Origin of the sequence: uncultured Nevskia sp., from assembly GCF_903885465.1 — a bacterium.
Lineage (GTDB): Bacteria > Pseudomonadota > Gammaproteobacteria > Nevskiales > Nevskiaceae > Nevskia.
Map to the genome: position 1 here is coordinate 1 of NZ_CAISIQ010000511.1, position 15376 is coordinate 15376.

The following is a 15376-nucleotide window of genomic DNA, read 5'->3' on the forward strand; positions in this document are numbered from 1 at the left end:
GATGTGGCTGCAGCAGCGCATGTCCGGCCAGACCGCGACCATGGACCCGATGCAGGCCAAGATCATGAACGTCATGCCGATCGCATTCACCGGCATGTTCCTGTTCTTCCCGGCCGGCCTGGTCGTCTACTGGTTCGTGTCGAATGTCATCGGCATCGCCCAGCAGATGTTCATCACCAAGCGCATCCAGGCGGCAGACAGCAATCGCCAGGAACTGAAGAAGGCCTGAGCCGGCTGACCGGCGCCAGACGATGAGCCGCAGCGACACGATTGCGGCCATCGCCACGGCACCAGGCCGTGGTGCCGTCGGCATTCTGAGAGTGTCGGGCGTCGACGCTTTCAAAGTTGCCACCGCGCTTTGCGGCGATCTGCCGAAGGCCCGCAGCGCTGGCTTGCGCCGGTTTCGCGAGGCGGATGGCAGCATCGTCGACGAAGGTCTGGTGCTGGCCTTTCCTGGTCCGAACTCGTTCACCGGTGAAGACGTCGTCGAGCTACAGGGCCATGGCGGCCCGGTGGTGCTTGATCTCTTGCTGAAAGCGGCCTGCAGCGCTGGCGCCCGCCCGGCCCGGCCCGGTGAATTCTCCGAACGTGCCTTCCTAAACGCACGGCTCGATCTCGCCCAGGCTGAAAGCATTGCCGACCTGATCGATGCCGGCAGTCAGGCTGCGGTGCGGGCTGCCAGCCGATCGCTGCAGGGCGAATTCTCGCGACAAGTGCTGGCACTCGTCGAAACCCTGATCGCACTGCGCGCCGATCTTGAAGCCGCCTTCGATTTCGCCGATGAAGACGTGCCCTGGCTCAATGGGCCGCAGCTGCGAGCGAGGCTGAACGACATCAGCGCCCAACTGAAAGCGCTGCTGAAACAGGCCACGCAAGGCCGGCGTCTGCGCGAGGGCTTGACCCTGGCGATCGCCGGCCAGCCGAATGTCGGTAAATCGACCTTGCTGAATCGTCTGGCCGGTGCCGACGCTGCGATCGTTTCGCCCGAAGCCGGCACCACCCGCGACGTGCTGCGCGAGCATCTGGTGCTCCGAGGCCTGCCGCTGACCGTGCTCGATACCGCCGGCCTGCGCGATACCGACAACAGCATCGAACGCGAAGGCGTGCGCCGCGCTTGGGCGGCCTTGTCGCAAGCGGAACTGGTGTTGTTCGTCGCCGATGATCGCAACGGCCTGACGCCAGCCGATCAGACCTTGCTCGCCCAGTTCCCGGAAGCCTTGCCGGTGCTGATGGTGTTCAACAAATGCGATCTCAGCAGGCGGCAAGCAGAGCGTTTCGAGATCGACGGCCATCTCGCAGTGCGTATTTCAGCCGCTACTGATCTCGGCATCGACAGTCTGATCGAGCTGATCTGCGAACATGCCGGCCTGGCCGAATCCGAGACCCAACCGTTCACTGCGCGTACCCGGCATCTCGAAGCCTTGCGCGGTGCCGATGCTCACCTCGATGCCGCCAATCGGCTGGCCTTGTCGGCACCTTAACTGATTGCCGAAGAGCTGCGTCTCAGCCAAGTCGCGCTCGATGAGATCACCGGCCGGTTCAGTTCCGATGATCTGCTGGGCCGCATCTTCAGCACCTTCTGCCTAGGCAAGTAAGATCGCCGCAACATCCTGATGCCCAGCTTTCAACCCGTGGAGAACTCACCATGTTTCTGACCAAGCTGCGCCCCATCACTGCTGCCCTGCTTACCCTGACTGCGACCTTCGCGGCCGGTTCGGCCAGCGCCTTGAGCTTCGACATCACCACGCCGAACCAGCAGGATTTCCGCTCGGTCGCTGAAGACCTCACCGCCGCGCTCGACTACAAGGCGCTCGGCGGCGCTGAACCCGGTGGCGTGCTCGGCTTCTACATCGGCACCTACGGCAGCTACACCAGCACCCAGAGCAGCGACGCCTGGTCGCGCCTCACCGGCAAGTCGGTCGATGGCCTTGGTGCTGTCGGCCTGCGCGCCAGCAAGGGTCTGCCGTTCGGCTTTGATGTCGGCGGTTTCTACAGCCGCGTGCCGGGTTCCGATGCGTCGGTCTACGGCGGCGAACTCCGCTACGCGATCCTCGACGGCAGCGTCGCCACCCCGGCGCTCGCGGTGCGCGGTACCTACACCCGCGCCAGCAATACCGGCGATTTCGACTACAGCTCCTATGGCACCGATCTGTCGATCTCGAAAGGCATCCTGTTCCTGACGCCGTACGCCGGCATCGGCTACGTGCACTCCGACACCAAGGCCGCATCCAGCTTCGCGCTCGACAAGGAATCCTTCGGCCAGGCCAAGTACTTCGTCGGCACCAGCTTCAGCCTGCTGCTGATCAGCGCCACGCTCGAGTACGAGCGGCTCGGCGACAACAACGTCTACAGCCTGAAGGGCGGCATCACCTTCTGAGCGCCGGTCACGGCAATGACGGGCTCATGAGCATCCGCTAAGGTTCCGCTCATGAGCCCCGAAGACCTGACCGCCTATCTGCACACGCACATCCCGCTGACGGCCGCGCTCGATGCCCGGGTGCTGTCCTTCGACAGTCGTCAGATGGAGATCGCCGCACCGCTGGCGCCGAACCGGAATCATCGCGGCACCGCGTTCGGCGGCAGCCTGGCGACGCTCGGCATCCTCGGCGGCTGGAGTCTGCTGCACACGGCGCTGGAGCGGCAGAATCTGGTTGCGAAGATCGTCGTCCAGCACAGCGACTGCGAGTTCCGCGAGCCGGTGGCAGCGGATTTCGTTGCCCTGTCGGTATTGCCGGAGGCCGAGTGGCCGCACTTTCTCGCCACCTTGCGCCGCCATCGTCGGGCCCGTATCGCGATCGAGACCCGCATTCGCGCAAATGGCCGCGCGGTGGTCACTCATCGCGGCCGCTATGCCGCCTTTCTCGAATCGGCGAACGATTCGACAGCCACCGAACTCTGAACGCCATGAGCCGTTTCAAGTACTGCCCGCAATGCGCCAAGCCGCTGGAACTGGCCAATCACGGCGAGATGCAGCGCATCGCCTGCCCGGATCGCGTCTGCGGCTACGTGCACTGGGACAACCCGGTGCCGGTGGTCGCGGCGATCGTCGAGCATGAAGGTCAGATCATCCTCGCCCGCAACGCCGCCTGGCCGCCGAAGATGTTCGCGCTGATCACCGGCTTCCTGGAAAAGAACGACCCGCACCCGGAATCCGGCGTGCTGCGCGAAGTCGAGGAAGAGTTGGGCCTGAAGGGACGCATCGGCGAGTTCATCGGCTTCTATCCGTTCGAGCGGATGAACCAAGTGATCATCGCCTACCACGTGATCGCCGAAGGCACGGTGAACCTGGGCGAGGAACTGATCGAGTGGAAGAAGCTGCCGCTGGAGCAGATCAAGCCCTGGCCGGCCGGCACCGGTTACGCGGTGCGTGATCTGCAGATCCGTCGCGGCTTCACGCCGCCGCCGTTCGATCTGAACATGCTGCGCAAGCCGCGCAACTGGCACGAGATCGGCGAAAAGCTGCTGACCGCCGGCCAGCCCAGCGCCGAAGAGTTCAAGTCCTTGCGGGCGATCGGCTCGGAAGTGGTGATCAACCTGTCGCTGCCGACCTCCGACCACGCCTTGGCCGACGAGGACGACATCGTCCGCGCCCTGGGCCTGCGTTATCACCACATCCCGGTTGTCTTCGAGGCGCCGACGCTCGATGACTTCGACCGCTTCTGCGCCGTGATGCAGGACGAGGACGGCCACACGATGTTCATCCACTGCGCGGCGAACAAGCGGGTGTCGGTGTTCGTCTACCTGTGGCGGGTGCTGAAGAAGGGCGTGCCGCATGAAGTCGCCGAGCGCGATCTGCATGCGGTGTGGAAGCCGGACGCCGTATGGTCGGCGTTCATGGCTGCTGCGCTCGGTTAAAGCCCCATCGCCAGCGCCACGCTGCGCGCCAGCGCGACCATGTTGCGCACCGTCGCCGATTCGTCGTCACGCCGATAGACCAGGCTCATCCGGGCTTTGGGGGCGTCGCCAATGATGGTCCGGTAGGCGACGCCATCGGAGTGGATCTGCTGCATCGACGCCGGCACCAGCGACACGCCAAGACCGGCAGCAACCAGGTTGACGATCGAAGTCACCTGCGAGGCTTCCTGGCCGATGCGCGGACTGAAACCGGCGCGGCCGCAGGCGGCGAGGATGTCGTCGTAAAGGCCGGAGCCGACCGGCCGCGAGAACAGCACGAACGGCTCGGCGCGTAACTGCGCCAGATGCAGCTCAGGCTCGGCCGCCAGCCGATGCGCCTGCGGCAACGCCACCAGCACTTCCTCGTCGAACAAGGCTTCCGTGACCAAACCCGGTTCTTCCCCCAGCAGCGGGCGGACGAAGGCGATGTCGAGCTGATCGGCGAGCACCGCAGCGGCGAGCACCGGCGTCGAGTTCTCGTCCAGCGACAGCGCCACCTCCGGATACTGCTGGCCGTATTCGCGCAGTACGCGCGGCACGAAGGGATGAAACGGTGCGGAGTTGATCATGCCGACGCCGATGCGGCCGAGATTGCCGCGCGCGACTCGTCTCGCGTGATCGGTGGCGCGCTGCACGTGGGCGAGGATCTGCCGAGCATCGTCGAGAAACACCTGGCCGGCGTCGGTCAGGGTCACGGTTCGGGCGTGACGATGAAACAGCGGCGTGCCGATCTCGGCTTCCAGTGCGCGAATCTGCTGACTCAGCGGCGGCTGCTCCATGCCGAGTTTTTTCGCGGCCCGGGTGAAATGCAGCTCGTCGGCCACGGCGAGGAAATAGCGAAGATGGCGCAGTTCCATGCGAGGTACTTTTGAAGTATCGAGAATCGGTATTTCATATATTGGACGTATCGACGACCCGGGTCTAATGTTTGCTGCTATTGGCCTGCAGATGTCAGCGTCGTCCGTTCGGCGGCACTTGTGCATCATCGATCCACCGCACCGGAAAGGCCGGCCAGCCCCCGAACCGCACCGAGACGTACTGCCATGACTGGACCTATCGCCGCCACGCCGCCCGTTGTTGCCGAATCCGATCTGAATCGGGACGTCGATCCGCAGGAAACCCGCGAGTGGCTCGAAGCGCTTGCCGCCGTCCTCGAACGCGAAGGGCCGGAGCGCGCGCATTTCTTACTTGAAGCGATGCAGGAAAAGGCGCGCCTGAGCGGAGCCTACATCCCGTTCTCGCCGAACACGGCTTACGTCAACACCATTCCGCCGCACCTCGAAGAACGCTCGCCCGGCGATCACGCGCTCGAATGGAAGATCCGTTCGATCATCCGCTGGAACGCGATGGCGATGGTCATCAACGCCAACCGCGAACACTCCGGCATCGGCGGCCACATCGCCAGCTTCGCGTCGGCGGCCACCTTGTACGACGTCGGCTTCAATCATTTCTGGAAAGGCCCGGAACACGCCGACGGCCCGGACCTCATCTACTTCCAGGGCCACTGCACGCCCGGCATCTACGCTCGCGCCTATCTCGAAGGCCGCTTGAGCGAGGAGCAGATCCGCCATTTCCGCATGGAAACCGATGGCAAGGGTCTGCCGTCCTACCCGCATCCCTGGCTGATGCCGTCGTTCTGGCAGTTCGCGACGGTCAGCATGGGCCTGGGGCCGATCCAGGCGATCTATCAGGCGCGCCTGATGAAGTATCTGGAGCATCGCGGCTTGATGAAGGCCACCGGCCGCAAGGTCTGGTGCTTCTGCGGTGATGGCGAGATGGACGAGCCGGAATCGCTCGGAGCCGTCGATATCGCTGCCCGCGAGAAGCTCGACAACCTGGTGTTCGTCGTCAACTGCAATCTGCAGCGGCTCGATGGCCCGGTCAGAGGCAACGGCAAGATCATCCAGGAGCTCGAAGGTGTGTTCAGGGGCGGCGGCTGGAACGTCATCAAGGTGATCTGGGGCGGTGCCTGGGATGCCTTGATCGCGGCCGATCGCAGTGGCCAGCTGCAGCGCATCTTCAACGAGACCGTCGACGGCGAGTACCAGAACTACAAGGCCAAGGGCGGCAAGTACACCCGCGACAACTTCTTCGCCAAGCATCCGGAAACCCTGAAGCTGGTGTCGACGATGTCCGACGAGGACATCGGCCGGCTCAACCGCGGCGGCCATGATCCGCACAAGATCTATGCGGCTTACGCAGCGGCTTCGAAGCATGAAGGCACGCCGACGGTGATCCTGGCCAAGACCGTCAAGGGTTATGGCATGGGCGAAGCCGGCGAAGGTCAGAACATCACCCATCAGCAGAAGAAGATGGGCGAAGAGGCGCTGCGCGCGTTCCGCGACCGCTTCAAGCTGCCGATCTCCGACGATCAGATCAAGGACACACCGTTCTACCGGCCGGCCGAGGATTCGCCGGAAATCACCTATCTGCGCGGCCGTCGCGCTGCACTTGGCGGTTCACTGCCGAGCCGCAAGACCAGCGGCGACGCACTGGAAATCCCGCCGCTGGCGATCTTCGATCGCTTGCTGCAAGCCAGCGGCGAGCGGGAAATCTCGACGACGATGGCCTTCGTCCAGGCGCTGCAGATCCTGCTGCGCGACAAGAAGATCGGCAGCCGCATCGTGCCGATCGTGCCGGACGAAGCGCGCACCTTCGGCATGGAAGGCATGTTCCGCCAGCTCGGCATCTACTCGGTGGTCGGCCAGAAATACACGCCGCACGATTCCGATCAGCTCGCCTTCTACAAGGAAGACATCAAGGGCCAGGTGCTGGAGGAAGGCATCACCGAAGCCGGCGCGATGAGTTCTTGGATCGCGGCGTCCACCAGTTATTCCAGCCATGGCGTCAGCCTGCTGCCGTTCTACATCTTCTATTCGATGTTCGGCTTCCAGCGCATTGCCGATCTCGCCTACGCCGCCGGCGACATGCGCGCGCGCGGCTTCCTGCTCGGCGGCACCGCCGGCCGCACCACCCTGAACGGCGAAGGCCTGCAGCACGAGGACGGCCACAGCCATCTGTTCGCGGCAACCATCCCGAATTGCCGCGCCTACGATCCGGCCTATTCCTACGAGATCGCGGTGATCCTGTCCGAAGGCATGCGCCGCATGTATCCGGCGGAGGGTGGCGTGCAGCACGACGAGTACTACTACCTCACCCTGCAGAACGAGAACTACACGCACCCGGCGATGCCGGCCGGTGTCGAAGCCGGGATCATGAAGGGCCTGTATTTGCTCACGCCTTGCGAGAAGCCGGCGAAAAAGCACGTGCAGTTGCTCGGTTCCGGTTCGATCTTGCGTGAAGTGATCGCTGCGGCCGAGCTGCTGAAGGCCGATTGGGGCGTGACCAGCGACATCTGGAGCGCACCGAGCTTCAACGAACTGGCGCGCGATGGCCGCGATGCCGAGCGCTGGAACCTGCTCAATCCCAACGAAGAACCGCGCAAGTCCTACGTCGCCGAAATGCTGGCCGACAAGACCGGCCCGGCGATCGTCGCCACCGATTACATGAAGGCCTATCCCGAGCAGATCCGTCCGTTCGTGCCGATGGCCTATCACGTGCTCGGCACCGACGGTTACGGCCGCAGCGACACCCGCGAGAAGCTGCGCCACTTCTTCGAGGTCGATCGCAACTGGATCACCATCAAGGCGCTGCAGGCGCTGGCGGACGAGGGCAAACTGCCGCGCAAGAAAGTTGCTGAAGCGGTCGAGAAGTACGGACTCGATTCCTCCAAGCCAAACCCGGTACAGGTCTAACAAATGGCGACAGAACTCAAGGTCACGGTGCCGGACATCGGTGACTACCAGGATGTGCCGGTAATCGAAGTGCTGGTCAAGGTCGGCGACACCGTCGAGAAGGATGCCGCCCTGGTGACGCTGGAGTCGGACAAGGCAACGCTCGACGTGCCGGCGCCGGAAGCCGGCGTGGTCAAGTCGATCAGCATCAAGGCCGGCGACAAGGTGTCGATGGGCGCGGCGGTGCTGGTGCTGGAGACCGGCGGCGATGCTGCGGCGGCGCCTGCTGCCGAGGAACCGAAGGCCGAGTCGAAACCGGAATCAGCGCCCAAGGCCGAGAAGCCAGCGAAGGCTGAAGCCCCTGCCGCCGAGGCGCCCGCAGCGGAGAAGAAACCCGCGCCTGCCAAGGCCGCCAAGTCATCGGGCGCTGCTGTCGCGGTCACAGTTCCCGACATCGGCGACTACCAGGACGTGCCGATCATCGAAGTGCTGGTCAAGGACGGCGACACGGTCGAGAAGGACCAGACCTTGATGGTGCTGGAGTCGGACAAGGCGACGCTCGACGTGCCGGCGCCGTCTGCCGGCGTGGTCGGCGGCTTCAAGCTGAAGGTGGGCGACAAGGTGTCGAAGGGCACCACCGTCTGCACCCTGGCCGCCGCCGGTGACGAGCCGGCGGAAGCCGAGCCTGAAGCCGAGCCTGAAGCCGAAGCCGCACCCGTCGAAGCGAAGACCGAAAAGGCGCCAGCCAAGGACGACGCTGCGCCGAAAACCAAGCCGGCGTCGTCGGAGCCTGCTGCCGCGGTAGCCAGCAGCAGCGACGTGATTCCGTACGCCAGCCCGTCGATCCGCAAGTTCGCGCGCGAACTCGGTGTCGATCTCGCCAAGGTCAGCGGCTCCGGCCAGAAAGGCCGGATCACCCAGGAAGACGTGCAGAGCCACGTCAAGAAAGTGCTGGCCGCACCGCCGGCAGCGGCGGGTGCTGCCGCTGGCAGCGGCATTCCGCCGATTCCGGCGGTCGACTTCTCGCAGTTCGGCGAGATCGAGACCAAGCCGCTGGCGCGCATCCGGAAGATTTCCGCGGCGCATCTGCATCGGTCCTGGCTGAACATCCCGCACGTCACCCAGACCGATGAAGCCGACATCACCGAGCTCGAAGCCTTCCGCAAGGAAGCCTCGGACGAAAGCGCCAAGGGTGGTGGCCCGAAGCTGACCCTGCTGCCGTTCGTGATGAAGGCGGTGGCCAAGGCGATGGATGCCTATCCGGAATTCCGCGCCTCGCTGTCGCCGGATGGCGAAAGCCTGATCCACAAGAACTACACGCACATCGGCTTCGCAGCCGATACGCCGAATGGCCTGATGGTGCCGGTGGTGCGCGAGGTCGACAAAAAGGGCCTCGTGCAGCTGGCGATCGAAACCGGCGAGCTGGCCAAGAAAGCGCGCGATGGCAAGCTGTCCGGCGCCGACATGAAAGGCGGCGTGTTCTCGATCTCCAGCCTCGGCGGCATCGGTGGCAGTCACTTCACGCCGATCGTCAATGCGCCGGAAGTCGGCATCCTTGGCGTGTCGAAAGCGGTGATGAAACCGGTCTGGGACGGTGCCGCCTTCCAGCCACGGCTGATGGTGCCGCTATCGCTGAGCTACGACCATCGGGTCATCGATGGCGCCTACGCGGCGCGCTTCATCGTCAGCCTGGTCAAGCTGCTGGGCGACATGCGCCGCCTGGCGCTCTGAGGTTCATTCGAGTGCTCATGGCACGCAGCGTTAGAATGCTGCCATGAGCACCGAACCCCCGAAGAAGAAAACCAGCGCCCAGGTGCTGAAGGAAGCGCTTGCGGCCAAGAAGGCGGCCGGCCCGAGCGGCGGCGGCAAGCTGCGCCCGGACATGGGCAACAGCAAGGGCAACAAGGACGCCGAGCGTCTGCGCGGCATGTCGCGCAAGGTGCATTGACACCTATCGGTCGGACAGACGTCCTCTCACGCAAAGGCGCCAAGACGCAGATAAAGAAAGACGAGAAGAAAGCTTTTCCAGAGCTTTTTCGCGTCTTTGCGCCCTTGCGTGAGACAGGCTTGGAAGTAAAAGCCTCAGCTGCCCTTGAGGATTCGCTCCACCGTCTGCTGGGCAATCGGGTGATAGCCGCTGCTCACCTTCTTGTAGATGGCCTTGGCCTGCAGCTTGCCGGCTTCGGTCGCCGCCAATGCGCGATAGATCGGGCTGATCAGTTTCATGCGGCCGACATGGCCGAGATAGGTCTCGATCTGCGGCATCAGCGCCGCCGCCTGGCCTGAGTCGATCGCCAGCTTGTACCAGTCGCTGGCGATGATCGCGTTCGGCGAACCGGTGAGCTTGAAGCGGCTATCGAGCGCCTTCAGTTGCGCGGCGGTCGCCGTCTTCGGGAAGCCTTCGAAGAAGTGTTCCCATTCCTGCACCGACCACTGCTCACCGCCCATGGCGTCGAGCGTGGCGGTACCGGCAAGCCAGGCATCGCGACCGGCATCGACCTTGGTCAGCGCATCGGACGTGGCATAGACCGCATCGGCCGGCAGCGCCGGCTGCGAGATCCAGGCATCGATCTGTGCCGCGCTGACCTTGCCCGGCTGCACCTTCAGCAGCTTGTCGTTCAGGTAGGCGACGAACTGTGGCGTGGTCGCGCTCTGGAAGGCGTGATCGTCGAACCAGCTGCGCAGGAAGCGATCGAAGGTCTCGCGGCCGAACTTCGATTCCAGCCAGACCAGGAACAGCGCGCCGCGTTCGTAGGGGATGCTGCTGAACACTTCGTCCGGATCTTTCGCCGGAAACGCACGAACCAGCTTGCGGTCCTCGTCGGACTTGGCCAGCGCGAAATCGGTCTTCAGGCTGGCCACGCCGATGACCCGCTCCATGTCGCCGCGTGCCTTGCCGAACTGTGCCTCGGTCAGGCGGTAGGTCAGGTATTCGGTGAAGCCCTCGTTGAGCCAGAAGTCTTCCCAGGTCGCGTTGGTCACCAGATTGCCGGACCAGCTATGTGCCAGCTCGTGGGCGATCAGCGAAACCAGCAGACGATCGCCGGTAATCACCGTCGGCGTGACGAAGGTCAGGCGCGGGTTTTCCATGCCGCCGAACGGAAAGCTCGGTGGCAGCACCATCAGGTCATAACGGCCCCAGCGGTACGGCCCGAACAGCTTTTCGCAGACCGCCAGCGTGGTTTCGGTTTCGGCGAACTCGTAAGCCGCCGCCTTCAGCGTCGTCGGCTCGGCATAGACCCCGGTGCGTGGACCCATGCTCTGGAAGGCGATATCGCCCACGGCCAGCGCGATCAGATAGCTGGGGATCGGCTGCGGCATCTTGAACGTCCAGCGGCCGGCGGCATCGGGCTTGTCCGACATCTCGGCACTCATCACCGCACGCAGGCCTTTCGGGGTCTTGACGCTCGCCTCGTAGGTCGCCCGCACGGCGGGTGAATCCTGCAGCGGCAGCCAGCTGCGGGCGTGGATCGCCTCGGACTGCGAGAACAGGAAGGGCTGTTTCTTGCCTGCGGTCTGCGCCGGTTTCAGCCATTGCAGGCCGGTGGCTTCGGGTTTCGTCGAGTAAGCAATGCGGACGCGCGTCGCGCCGGCCGGCAAGCTCACGGTCAGTGACTGGCCGAGCACTGCGTCATTGGCGCCGAGCACGAACTTGGTCGCTGCCCAGGCCTTGCCATCGGCGCTGGCTTCGGCCAAATGCACGTCGAGCGCACGGGTGTCGAGCACGATGCGATCGGCATCCGGCTTGAGCTTTTCGAACTGCAGCTCGGTGACCCCTTTCAGGCGGCGTTTGGCGAAATCGACATCGAGATCGATGACCAGATGCGTGGTCCGCACCTCGGCACTGTTGGCGTAGGAATGAGTGTCGACGACTTCAGCAGCCAGAACGGGATTCATCGGCGACAGGATCAGGGCAGCGACGGAAGACGCCGCCAGCGCGGCACGACTCAGGAAGGAGGACATGGGTTTACGAGCCTCGGAGGACCGGCCCATGATACGGAAGTCCCTTGCTTCAACATTTCCGATCCGATGCGTTTTCCCCTGTGCCGACTGCTCTGCCTGCTGTTGATGACCTGGTCCGTGCAGGCTGCGGAGATGGCTGACGAAGTCGCTCAGGAATCCGCCGTGCCCGCATTGAACATGAACCAGATCGGCCACGCCTATGTGCGCCTGGTGCTCGCTCTCGGCGAGCACGATCCCGACACCGTCGACGCTTACTACGGTCCGGCCGCCGTGCGCGATGAGGTCAAGCGCGCAGCACTCGCGCCAGCGCAGATCGAAGCCGAAGCGCAGGCGCTGCTGCTGCAGGTTGATGGTGCTGACAGCCCGCAATCGCAGACCCAACCGGAATTGCTGAGCCAGCGCCGCGAATACCTGAAGAAGCAGCTCGCGGCGCTCGTCGCCCGCGCACAGATCGTTCAGGGCGAGAAGTTCAGCTTCGATGACGAAGCTCGCGCGCTGTACGACACAGCAGCACCCCACTACGTCGAAGCCGATTTCGCGCCGGTGCTGGCACGCATCGAAAAGCTGCTGCCGCGTCAGGCTGGCGATGCGCAGCGAACGCTGGCCGAGCGCTACAACCGCTACATCGAGCGCTACGCGGTGCCGGCGGCCAAGCTGCAGGCGGTGATGACGCTGGCGATCAACGAAGCGCGTGCGCGCGCCGCGAAGCATCTGCCGCTGCCAACTGGAGAGCGCTTCGAGCTGAGCCTGGTCAAGGACAAGGCGTGGAGCGCCTACAACTGGTATCAGGGCGGGCTGAGCAGCCGCATCGAGGTCAATATCGATCTGCCGATTCCGGTGTCTCGGGTCATCGAGCTGGCGTCGCATGAAGGCTATCCGGGCCATCACGTCTACAACACGCTGCTCGAGAACGGCCTGGTCATCGGCCAGCAGTGGCCGGAGTACACGGTCTATGCGCTGTTCTCGCCGCAATCGCTGATTGCCGAAGGCACGGCGGATTACGGCGTCGGCCTCGCCTTTCCGGGCAAGGAGCGGCTGGCCTTCACGAAGGAACTGTTCACCGCTGCCGGGCTGAATACCAAGGACGCGGCGCGCAATCTGGAGATCGTCAACGCCGCGCGGGAACTGGTGCCGGCCGGCATCGAAGCGGCGCGCCGCTATCTCGATGGCAAGGCCACGGCCGCCGACACCGCGCTGTGGATGCAGCGCTTCCTGCTGTACTCGCCGGAGCGCGCGGCACAGCGGCTGAAGTTCATCGACAAGTACCGCGCCTACATCATCAACTACAGCTGGGGCGAGGAGTTGGTGCGCAACTACATTCGTGCGAACGGCAATGACGTCGCCGGTTCGGCCGAACAATGGCAGCAGTTCTTCCAGCTGATCTCGCAGCCACGCACGCCGGCGATGCTGGTGGCTGCCGACGAGACGGATGTCGTGATCGTTGGTGCCGACATCAACGACCTCGCCGATTTCGAAGACTTCATCGCCACGCAGCCAACGCTCGATGCCTTCGCCTCCCGCTATCCAGACGTGCTGCTGGTGCGCCCGGGCATGATCACCACGCGCGAATTCCGCAGCGATCGCAGCCGCTTCTTTCCCGACCTCGACAGCCAGGGCCTGATCATCGGTGGCCGTTTCAACTAGCGTGGCCGGCTCCATGGATCTCGTCGAAAGCTTCGCGCCGCTGGAACCACCCAGCGCCCGGCTGCTGATCCTTGGCTCGATGCCAGGCATCGCCTCGCTGCGTGCGCAGCAGTATTACGGTCATCCGCGCAATCAGTTCTGGCCGATGATGGAAGCGCTGTTCGGCGTGCGCGCGAATGCTGCCTACGCCGAGCGTATCGCCGGGCTGCTGGCGCAAGGCATCGCATTGTGGGACGTGCTGCGCGCCTGCGAGCGGCCCGGCAGCCTCGATTCCAGCATCGTTCGCGGCAGCGAGCAGGCCAACGATTTCGCTGGTTTCCTCGATCGCCATCCTCAGCTGAAAACGATCGCACTGAACGGTGGCACGGCACGCGATGCCTTCCATCGCCATGTATTGCCGACGCTGGGTGAGCGCTTGTCAGCGATCAGACTGATCGCGTTGCCGTCGACCAGCCCGGCCAATGCCAGCATCAATGCAGCGGCGAAGCGCGCCGCCTGGGCTGCGTTGCTGCCCCAGGCCTGACGCCTCGCAGTTCCACGTAGAACGCGGTGACTGCGCTGAGCCACAGGATCGCGCTAAGGTTTCGTCCGCGCATTCACTCGCCTTTTCGATCGCCATGAGTTCTCACCTCCAGTTCCACACGCTCGACGTGTTCACCGAGCAGCGTTACGGCGGCAATCCGCTGGCCGTCGTGCTGGCTGCCGATGGTCTGAACACGCGGCAGATGCAGACCATCGCCCGCGAATTCAATCTGTCGGAAACCGTGTTCGTGCAGAAGCCGACAGCGCCTGGTGCCGACTTCAAGGTCCGCATCTTCACCCCTGAGATCGAGATGCCGTTTGCCGGCCATCCCACGGTCGGCACGGCTTGCCTGCTCGCCGAGCTTGGTCTGGCGCCGCAGGGTGACGACGTGCGCTTCGTGCTCGAAGAGAACGTCGGCCTGGTGCCGGTGCGGGTGCGCCGGGTCGCCGGCCGTGCACCTTACGGCGAGCTGACCACGGCGGTGCTGCCGCAGCGCGGACCGGATGCGCCGTCAGCGGCGGTGCTGGCGACGATGCTCGGGCTCGAAGCGCAGGACATCGGTTACGCCGGTGAAGCTGCGGCGTTGATCAGCTGCGGCGTGCCTTACGTGCTGATACCGCTGCGCTCGCCCGAGCTGATGGCCGGCATCAGCTTCGATGTCGCCTGCTGGCGCCAGCATCTGGCGGGCGGCTGGGCGCATCAGGTCTATGTCTACGCACGCGGTTACGAAGGTGAGTTGCGGGCCCGCATGTTCGCGCCCGGTGCCGGTGTCCACGAGGACCCGGCCACCGGTTCGGCTGCCGTGGCACTGGCCGGTCGGCTGGCGTTGGACTCGGCGCTAGCCGATGGCCATCTGGCCTGGACAATCCATCAGGGCCTGGAAATGAACCGGCCGAGCGTGCTGCAGATCGAGGCCGACAAGCAGGCTGGCGCGGTGATTGCTGTGCGAGTCGGGGGCCATGCGGTGACGGTGCTGTCCGGCACGCTGCCGCTGTAACCGGTACGGCGGAACCCGCCGCTATACTTCATTCAGCGTTATCAACAGGCTCCAGGCACCGGCCGGCCTTCACGAATTCAGGGAGATGCATCGATGAGCGAATCATTCCGCCGCCTGGCGCGGCTGGACGAGCAGTTCCACGGCTTGCTCGCGGCCTTCAAGCCCGCGCTGAAGGGCCTGATTCCGGACGACGTCAACTTCACCGAAGATTCCTACGACGAGCTGTTCATCATCCTCGCCTCGGCCGCGTATTACGCGCGCGATCCGAAGCTGCGCAAGCTGTCGGCCGACCGCACCGGCGGCAATCCGAAGCTGGTCAGCGTGATCATGGACGAAGGCCCGAAGGACAAGGATCTGGCGCTGCTCGAACGCCTGCTCGATCGCATCGCGCCCTATGTGCCGGTATCGGTGCTGCTGGCTTCGCTGAAGACCATGCATGCCGACGGCAGCCCGCTGTTCAAGAGCTATCACGCGGCGATCGAGCGGATCACCGCCGATCTGTTCCGCATTGCCGCCGGCTTCGCGCCGGCCGAAGCCTGCCCGGCCGTGCTGGTGAAGTGGGCGTCTGGCCCGCTGCGTGCGGAGATCTACGCGCAGCTGCACCAAGGTTGAGTCGGCGCC

13 protein-coding genes and 1 pseudogene are annotated in these 15376 nt (G+C 64.4%); 12 read left to right on the forward strand and 2 right to left on the reverse strand.

Annotated features, from left to right (window positions below):
• From QZY06_RS19610 to QZY06_RS19630, 5 genes and pseudogenes are all read left to right on the forward strand, one after another.
• On the forward strand, positions 1-229 hold a 229-nt coding region (locus tag QZY06_RS19610; RefSeq protein ID WP_295687330.1), incomplete at its 5' end, for a YidC/Oxa1 family membrane protein insertase.
• A 22-nt stretch (positions 230-251) separates the two neighbouring features.
• Positions 252-1595: pseudogene (gene mnmE / locus QZY06_RS19615) on the forward strand (tRNA uridine-5-carboxymethylaminomethyl(34) synthesis GTPase MnmE).
• Between the two features lie 50 nt (positions 1596-1645).
• Positions 1646-2377 (forward strand): hypothetical protein, encoded by a 732-nt coding sequence (locus QZY06_RS19620; protein WP_295687336.1) that lies wholly within the window; start codon positions 1646-1648, stop codon positions 2375-2377.
• 51 nt (positions 2378-2428) lie between these two features.
• Positions 2429-2899 carry a YiiD C-terminal domain-containing protein gene (locus tag QZY06_RS19625; protein ID WP_295687339.1) on the forward strand — a complete coding sequence of 157 codons (471 nt, stop codon included), beginning with the start codon at positions 2429-2431 and terminating at the stop codon, positions 2897-2899.
• Positions 2900-2904: 5 nt separating this feature from the next.
• Complete coding sequence (locus tag QZY06_RS19630) at positions 2905-3855, forward strand: NUDIX domain-containing protein (RefSeq protein ID WP_295687343.1); 951 nt, start codon at positions 2905-2907, stop codon at positions 3853-3855.
• On the opposite strand, the gene QZY06_RS19635 is transcribed toward QZY06_RS19630, so the two are convergent.
• The gene (locus QZY06_RS19635) at positions 3852-4751 is read right to left on the reverse strand and encodes a LysR family transcriptional regulator (RefSeq protein ID WP_295687345.1); all 900 of its coding nucleotides are present in this window, start codon (positions 4749-4751) and stop codon (positions 3852-3854) included. The genes QZY06_RS19630 and QZY06_RS19635 overlap by 4 nt on opposite strands.
• Before the next feature lie 186 nt (positions 4752-4937).
• On the opposite strand from QZY06_RS19635, the gene aceE reads away from it, so the two are divergent.
• From aceE to QZY06_RS19650, 3 genes are read left to right on the forward strand one after another with little or no spacing between them, the layout of a single operon-like run.
• Positions 4938-7649 carry a pyruvate dehydrogenase (acetyl-transferring), homodimeric type gene (aceE, locus tag QZY06_RS19640; protein ID WP_295687346.1) on the forward strand — a complete coding sequence of 904 codons (2712 nt, stop codon included), beginning with the start codon at positions 4938-4940 and terminating at the stop codon, positions 7647-7649.
• Positions 7650-7652: 3 nt separating this feature from the next.
• Complete coding sequence (gene aceF / locus QZY06_RS19645) at positions 7653-9359, forward strand: dihydrolipoyllysine-residue acetyltransferase (RefSeq protein ID WP_295687348.1); 1707 nt, start codon at positions 7653-7655, stop codon at positions 9357-9359.
• A 43-nt stretch (positions 9360-9402) separates the two neighbouring features.
• Positions 9403-9576: a hypothetical protein gene (locus tag QZY06_RS19650; protein WP_295687350.1), complete on the forward strand. Its 174-nt coding sequence runs from the start codon at positions 9403-9405 to the stop codon at positions 9574-9576.
• A gap of 134 nt (positions 9577-9710) precedes the next feature.
• On the opposite strand, the gene QZY06_RS19655 is transcribed toward QZY06_RS19650, so the two are convergent.
• On the reverse strand, positions 9711-11591 hold the full coding sequence (locus tag QZY06_RS19655; RefSeq protein WP_295687352.1) for a M1 family metallopeptidase: 1881 nt from the start codon (positions 11589-11591) through the stop codon (positions 9711-9713).
• 66 nt (positions 11592-11657) lie between these two features.
• Here QZY06_RS19655 and QZY06_RS19660 point away from each other — a divergent pair, with 66 nt between their 5' ends.
• From QZY06_RS19660 to QZY06_RS19675, 4 genes are all read left to right on the forward strand, one after another.
• Positions 11658-13235: a hypothetical protein gene (locus QZY06_RS19660; RefSeq protein WP_295687354.1), complete on the forward strand. Its 1578-nt coding sequence runs from the start codon at positions 11658-11660 to the stop codon at positions 13233-13235.
• 13 nt (positions 13236-13248) lie between these two features.
• Positions 13249-13758: a DNA-deoxyinosine glycosylase gene (locus QZY06_RS19665; protein WP_295687356.1), complete on the forward strand. Its 510-nt coding sequence runs from the start codon at positions 13249-13251 to the stop codon at positions 13756-13758.
• Between the two features lie 94 nt (positions 13759-13852).
• Entirely contained in the window at positions 13853-14755 is a 903-nt protein-coding gene (locus QZY06_RS19670) for a PhzF family phenazine biosynthesis protein (protein ID WP_295687359.1), read from the forward strand.
• A gap of 93 nt (positions 14756-14848) precedes the next feature.
• A complete protein-coding gene (locus QZY06_RS19675) occupies positions 14849-15367 on the forward strand; it encodes a hypothetical protein (protein WP_022976714.1) in 519 nt (172 codons plus the stop codon).
• The last annotated feature ends 9 nt before the right edge of the window (positions 15368-15376 follow it).